Source organism: Betaproteobacteria bacterium, from assembly GCA_016720855.1.
In the GTDB taxonomy this organism is placed as follows: domain Bacteria; phylum Pseudomonadota; class Gammaproteobacteria; order Burkholderiales; family Usitatibacteraceae; genus FEB-7.
On record JADKJU010000001.1, the window covers coordinates 1,616,445 to 1,622,444 of the forward strand.

Here is a 6,000-nt window from a genome sequence, read left to right on the forward strand (position 1 = left end):
GTCGGCCGTTGACCTGGCGCAGGACACCGGGCGCGTATGGGGAGAGTATTTTCAGGTAAGGGGTGCTATGTCGGTATTGTCAGCGAGTAGCATCCGGTGATGGTTGGAATGCCAACCTGCTTGCGCCGAGACCAGCCCATGGTCAGCGCCCCTTGATTCCGGGTCCGGCATGCGTGCAAGGCCCGGGGTGGTTCGGATGTGGCGCGATGCCGGATGTTGCCGGAAGTGCTGTGGGGATCTCGCCCCGCAGGGAAGGCAATAGGAGGTATCAGCCATGTCTGAAATCCGTCTGGATTCGGTGCCGGAAGGCAGCGCGAAGAGTGTTCCCCATTGGGTGAATCATGTCTTTTGGGGCAGTGTCGCCGGGCTGGCCATCGGCTTGATCACGGTATTCCTGCTGACCACATTTCATGGCGGAGCCATGGGACTGTCTCCATCCGCATGCGTGGCCCTGGGCTGCACCATGACGCTATTGCTCAGTCAGCCGGCCGGGATCGTCGGTATGATTGCAGGAGCGGCGATTGGAGCGGTGGTCGGCGGTGCCGCTCACCGCATCCGTCATCAACCGCGTGCACTTTAGGGGTTTGCGCGTTGCCGGGCGGGGATCGCGACCGTCCGGGCGCCCCCGGTTGAGACATCGGTTTCAGTCACATCGCCGCTGACGACCTGGACCGGAAATCGATCGTTTCCACGCCCCGTCACCCTGATTGCGCGGGCTGCAAGGCGGGCTGCGAGCCCAGGATCGAAAATGAACCCGGATAACCAACCGGAAGGCGAGAACACATGGAATACCGCAACCTCGGCCGCAGCGGCCTGAAAGTCTCCCCCCTGTGCCTGGGCACGATGATGTTCGGCGAGCGCACGGACTACGCCGAGTCCGCGCGCATCGTGGCCTCGGCGAAGAATGCCGGCGTCAACTTCATCGACACGGCCGACGTGTACGCGAAGTTCGAATCCGAGAAGATCGTCGGCAAGCTCATCGCGGGCGACCGCGACCACTGGGTGCTGGCCACCAAGGTCGGCAACCCCGTGGGCGACGGGCCCAACGAGCGCGGCACGGGCAGGAAGCGCCTGCTGCAGGCCATCGACCAGAGCCTGGACCGGCTGGGCACCGACTACGTGGACATCTACTACCTGCACAAGGATTTCGCCGACATGCCCCTGGAGGAAACGGTCGAGGCCATGGGCGACATCGTGGCGAGCGGCAAGGCACGGTTCTTCGGCCTCTCCAATTTCCGTGGCTGGCGGATCGCGGAAGTGGTGCGCCTGTGCGGGGAGCTGGGCGTTGCCCGTCCCGTGGTATGCCAGCCCTACTACAACGCCATGAATCGCCAGCCGGAAGCCGAGATCCTGCCCGCCTGCCACCATTACGGCATCGGCGTGGTGCCCTACAGCCCGCTGGCGCGTGGCGTGCTGGTGGGCAAGTACAGGCCGGGCGAGGCGCCGCCCCCCGACACGCGCGCGGGACGTGCCGACAAGCGGATGATGGAAACGGAATTTCGCGCCGAATCGCTCGCGATGGCGCAGACGCTCAAGGCGCACGCGGAGAAGAAGGGATTGAGCGCCACGCAGTTCGCGTTCAACTGGGTGCTGGCCAACCGCATCGTCACGAGCGTCATCGCGGGGCCGCGCACGCTGGAGCAGTGGGAAGGCTACGTGAGCGCGCTCGGCAAGACGCTGGATGCCGGGGACGAGGCGCTGGTCGATTCGCTGGTGGTCACGGGACATCCGTCCACGCCGGGGTACAACGACCCGGCGTATCCGCTGACGGGACGGATGGTCTGACGGCGCGACTCAGACCGCCGCGACCACCATGATCTCGATCTTGTAGGCAGGATTGGCGAGCTTTGCCTCGAGGGTCGCGCGCGCCGGCGTGTGACCCGGCACCACCCAGCGCTCCCACACGGAATTCATCGCCGCGAAATCGCCCATGTCGGGCAGGAAGATCTGCGCGGTGAGGATCTTCGTCTTGTCGCTGCCCGCCTCCCCCAGCAGCCGGTCGATGGAGGCGAGCACCTCCTCGGTCTGGCCGATGATGTCGCGGGTCATGTCCGCCGCCACCTGCCCGGCGAGATAGACGGTGCCGTTGTGCACGACCATCTCGGACAGGCGCTTGGCCACGTGGAATCTCTGGATCGTCATTGCTGCTCCTGTTTCGTCGTTGTCGGAAAATCGGTCATTCGTCGAAGTTGCGCGCGCGGGCCGTGAAGCCGCAGGCGTTCAGGGCAGCCACGATCTCGCGCACGTGATCGGGGTTGCGCGTCTTCAGGACGAGGTCCACCTCGGCGTTCTGCACCGCGAGGTGCGTGAAGGATCGCTGGTGGTGAACCTCCTCGATGTTCGCGTTCTGCCCGGCCAGGCACGCGGTCACCCGGGCAAGGGAGCCCGGAAGGTCGCGCACCTCCACCCGAACGCGCGCCAGGCGGCCGGCACGCACCATGCCGCGCTTGATGATCTCGGCGAGCATCAGGGGGTCGATGTTGCCGCCGCAAAGGACCAGGCCCACCCGGCGGCCGCGGAACCGCCCCGGCTCGCGCAGCATGGCCGCGAGGCTCGCGGCGCCCGCGCCCTCGACGACCGTCTTCTCGATCTCCAGCAGCATCACGATGGCCTGCTCGATGTCGCCCTCGTCCACCAGCAGCATGTCGGACACGAGGCGCGAGACGATTTCCTTCGTGAGGCGTCCGGGCTCCTTCACCGCGATGCCTTCGGCGATGGTGGAAGTGCCGAACTCGGGCGTCGTTCCGCGTAGCGCGTGGACCATGGAGGGAAAGCGCATCGTCTCCACGCCCACCACCTCGATCGAGGGCTTCACCGCCTTCGCAGCCGTGGCGATCCCGGCGATGAGACCGCCACCGCCCACGGCGATGAGCAGGCAATCGAGTTGCGGATGGTCGCGCAGCATCTCGAGCGCGATCGTGCCCTGCCCGGCGATCACCTTCTCGTCATCGTAGGGGTGCACGAGGGTCAGGCCACGCGAGCGTTCCAGCCCGAGCGCGTGCGCCTTGGCCTCGTCGAAGTCGTCGCCGTGCAGGATCACCTCGACGCCGTGCTTGCGCGTGTGCTCGACCTTCACGAACGGCGTGAAGCGCGGCATCACGATCACAGCGGGAATGCCCAGCCGCGCCGCGTGGTACGCCACGCCCTGCGCGTGGTTGCCGGCCGAGCACGCGATGACGCCCTTCCCCGCCGCGGACGAATCCAGCGACAGCAGCTTGTTGAGCGCCCCGCGCTCCTTGAACGACGCCGTGAACTGGTGGTTCTCGAACTTGAGGAAAACCTGAGCGCCCGTGATCTCCGACAGCGTGCGCGAATGCAGGCAGGGCGTGTCCACCACCTGCCCCTTGATGGCGGCGGCAGCAGCGCGGATGTCGTCGATCGAGACCGTCATGCCTCCATTGTCGACGATTTCGGAGCCTTGGTCAGACATCTCGCATGCCACGTTGCCCGCAATTTCGGACAGGGATCAAATGTGTTGGTGTTTTTTTTCGGTTTTTGGCCAGATGAAATTGAGGCCAGCATCGACTCCGGGGAATTCTCGACATCGATTCGAGCCGTGACGCCCGATGCACCTTGACCTGGCCAAAACCGAAAAAAAACACCAACACATTTGATCCCGGTGGCGCGCACGGGTCCGGACCCATGACAGGACGGCAACGACGCTGGACAGAACGATGGCGATGCACGCCACTCACGGCCGCGTGAACGCGAACTGGATGCCGGGATCGCGGCCGGACATCAGGTCGGCCAGCGCGGCGCCGGAGCCGCAGGCCATCGTCCAGCCGAGCGTCCCGTGGCCGGTGTTGAGCCACAGGTTCGGGATGCGCGTGGGGCCGATAAGCGGCACGTTCGACGGCGTGGAAGGGCGAAGGCCGGCCCAGTAGTCGGGCGCCTCCCATTGACCGGCGTCGGGGAAGAACGACGCGGTGCGCCTGACCAGGGCCTGGCAGCGCACCGGGTTCAGGTCCGTGGACCAGCCGGAAATCTCGGCGGTGCCCGCGATGCGCAGCCGATCGCCCAGGCGCGAGATCACGATGCGGGCCTCGTCGTCGGTGAGGCTCACGACCGGCGCCTTGCCGGGATCGGCCACGGCGACGGTCGCTGAATAGCCCTTGGCCGGGTACACGGGCAGGTTGATGCCGAGCGGGCGCGTAAGGAGCGGGCTGTAGGCGCCCAGCGCCACCACGAACGCGTCGCCGGAAATCGTCTCCTCGCCCGCCGGGCCGGAGACGATCACGCCGGTGGCCCCCTTGTCGGTGGCGCGCAGGCCGCGGATCACGCAGCCGGTCCGCAAACGCACGCCGCGCCCCTGGGCCAATCGCGCGAGGTTGGCGGTAAAGAGGTAGGCGTCGCCCGATTCGTCGGATGGCGTGTAGGTGGCTCCCACGATCCGCGAGGCGGCGTACGCCAGTGCGGGCTCGATGGCGATGGCCTCCTCGACCGTCTTCACGGTGCGGTCCAGCCCGTAGCGGCGCATGAAGGCGGTGGCCTCGCGCGCGGCGTCGAACTCGGCACGGTCGGTGTAGTAGTGGAGGATGCCGCGTGTCGATTGCTCGTAGGCGATGCCGGTCTCGGCGCGAAGGCGCTGCAGCATCGTGCGCCCGTGGAAGGCCATCGCGAGGATCTGCGGGATGTTCTCGCGCGTGCGCCAGGCCAGGCACTCGTGGAGGAAGCGAAGGCCCCAGGACCACTGCGCCGGGTCCATGCGCAGGCGAAAGAGAAGCGGCGCATCCTCGCGCAGGAGCCACTGGAGGATCTTCGCCGGCGCACCTGGATTGGCCCACGGTTCGGCGTGGCACACGGACACCTGGCCGCCGTTGGCAAAGGAGGTCTCGAGGCCCGGGCCTTCGCGGCGCTCGACGACTTCGACTTCATGGCCGGCCTGCGCCAGGTACCAGGCGGTCGTGGTGCCGATCACGCCGGCGCCGAGGACGATGACTTTCATTCGTGCGTGTTTCGGGAGCCCGGAAACGGACAAGGCGGAAGAAGATCGAAGTGGTCGGGTTACTTTGCGCGCTTTTTGTGCAAAGTAACCCGACTCCGTTATCTCCCCCCCGGAGGTGGCGCGGATTCTGGGGAAATGGCCTAGACTTGTCAACGAATGAAGACGCGCCTTTATTCGGATCTCACGGCCTTCGTGCGGGCGGCGTGCACGCACGCTTCCCACCTGGATCGCGAGGTGCCGCTCCTGCCCTTCTACATCCGCGAGCACCCGGTGGGCTGGCTGCGGCCGTCGTTCGCGGACCTGCTGCGCCGCTGGCCGCACGTGTTCGAGGTCACGGCCTCCTATGTGACGCTGCGCGCCTCTCCCGACACCGTGCACGGCCGCAGCGCCGCCATGGCCGAGGTGACGCAGGCCCTCGAAAGGGATGGCGTGATCCGCGGCTGGAGAGACGAGCTGGTGAGCGTCTCGCACCACTATGCGGCGCCGGAGCTGCTTCGGATCGAGCGTGCCGCCACGCGACACTTCGGCATGATGGCGTACGCCGCGCACCTGACCGGCCTCACGCGCCGCAACGGCGAGCCGCACCTGTGGATCGCGCGACGCTCGCCCGACAAGAGCGTGGACCCCGACCGCCTCGACAACCTCGTGGGCGGGCGCATCTCCTGCGGCTACACGGTGGACGAGACGATCGTGAAGGAGGCCTGGGAGGAAGCGGGCATTTCCGCCGACCTCATGAAGGCGGTCGCCTGCGCCTCGGTCGTGCGCGTGGAGTATTCCGTGCCCGAGGGCCTGCACCGCGAGATCATCTTCGCCCACGACCTGTGGCTCGCGGAGGATTTCCGCCCGCAGAACCAGGATGGCGAAGTGGCGCGCCTTTATTGCCTCTCCATCCCGGAAGCCATCGAGGCGATACTCGCGGGCGAGTTCACGCACGACGCGGGCGCGGTGACCGTGGATGCGCTGCTGCGCAATGCCGTCCTCGCTCCCGAGGATCCGCAATACCTGGACCTGGTCCGTCTTCTCGGGCCCTGAGCGGGGGGGGTTGACGCCGCCAT

At 66.8% G+C, this 6,000-nt stretch carries 6 protein-coding genes; 3 read left to right on the plus strand and 3 right to left on the minus strand.

Annotated features, from left to right (window positions below; translation table 11 throughout):
• Positions 1-274 precede the first annotated feature (274 nt).
• Together IPP91_07260 and IPP91_07265 are read left to right on the plus strand one after the other, a co-directional pair.
• Positions 275-580, plus strand: coding sequence for a hypothetical protein (locus IPP91_07260; protein ID MBL0141861.1), 306 nt, complete (start codon positions 275-277; stop codon positions 578-580).
• 203 nt (positions 581-783) lie between these two features.
• Positions 784-1,785, plus strand: a complete 1,002-nt coding sequence (locus tag IPP91_07265) for an aldo/keto reductase (protein MBL0141862.1) — start codon at positions 784-786, stop codon at positions 1,783-1,785.
• A 9-nt stretch (positions 1,786-1,794) separates the two neighbouring features.
• On the opposite strand, the gene IPP91_07270 is transcribed toward IPP91_07265, so the two are convergent.
• From IPP91_07270 to IPP91_07280, 3 genes are all read right to left on the minus strand, one after another.
• Positions 1,795-2,142 (minus strand): RidA family protein, encoded by a 348-nt coding sequence (locus IPP91_07270; protein MBL0141863.1) that lies wholly within the window; start codon positions 2,140-2,142, stop codon positions 1,795-1,797.
• Positions 2,143-2,176: 34 nt separating this feature from the next.
• The gene (locus tag IPP91_07275) at positions 2,177-3,391 is read right to left on the minus strand and encodes a threonine ammonia-lyase (GenBank protein MBL0141864.1); all 1,215 of its coding nucleotides are present in this window, start codon (positions 3,389-3,391) and stop codon (positions 2,177-2,179) included.
• A 300-nt stretch (positions 3,392-3,691) separates the two neighbouring features.
• Positions 3,692-4,945 (minus strand): D-amino acid dehydrogenase, encoded by a 1,254-nt coding sequence (locus IPP91_07280; protein ID MBL0141865.1) that lies wholly within the window; start codon positions 4,943-4,945, stop codon positions 3,692-3,694.
• Positions 4,946-5,101: 156 nt separating this feature from the next.
• Here IPP91_07280 and IPP91_07285 point away from each other — a divergent pair, with 156 nt between their 5' ends.
• The gene (locus IPP91_07285; protein ID MBL0141866.1) at positions 5,102-5,977 is read left to right on the plus strand and encodes a DUF4743 domain-containing protein; all 876 of its coding nucleotides are present in this window, start codon (positions 5,102-5,104) and stop codon (positions 5,975-5,977) included.
• The last annotated feature ends 23 nt before the right edge of the window (positions 5,978-6,000 follow it).

Excerpts from the sequence above, each read along its gene's own strand:
- IPP91_07285 (MBL0141866.1), top strand. The coding sequence starts at position 5,102 with ATGAAGACGCGCCTTTATTCGGATCTCACGGCCTTCGTGCGGGCGGCG.
- IPP91_07270 (MBL0141863.1), bottom strand. The coding sequence starts at position 2,142 with ATGACGATCCAGAGATTCCACGTGGCCAAGCGCCTGTCCGAGATGGTC.
- IPP91_07260 (MBL0141861.1), top strand. The coding sequence starts at position 275 with ATGTCTGAAATCCGTCTGGATTCGGTGCCGGAAGGCAGCGCGAAGAGT.
- IPP91_07275 (MBL0141864.1), bottom strand. The coding sequence starts at position 3,391 with ATGACGGTCTCGATCGACGACATCCGCGCTGCTGCCGCCGCCATCAAG.
- IPP91_07280 (MBL0141865.1), bottom strand. The coding sequence starts at position 4,945 with ATGAAAGTCATCGTCCTCGGCGCCGGCGTGATCGGCACCACGACCGCC.
- IPP91_07265 (MBL0141862.1), top strand. The coding sequence starts at position 784 with ATGGAATACCGCAACCTCGGCCGCAGCGGCCTGAAAGTCTCCCCCCTG.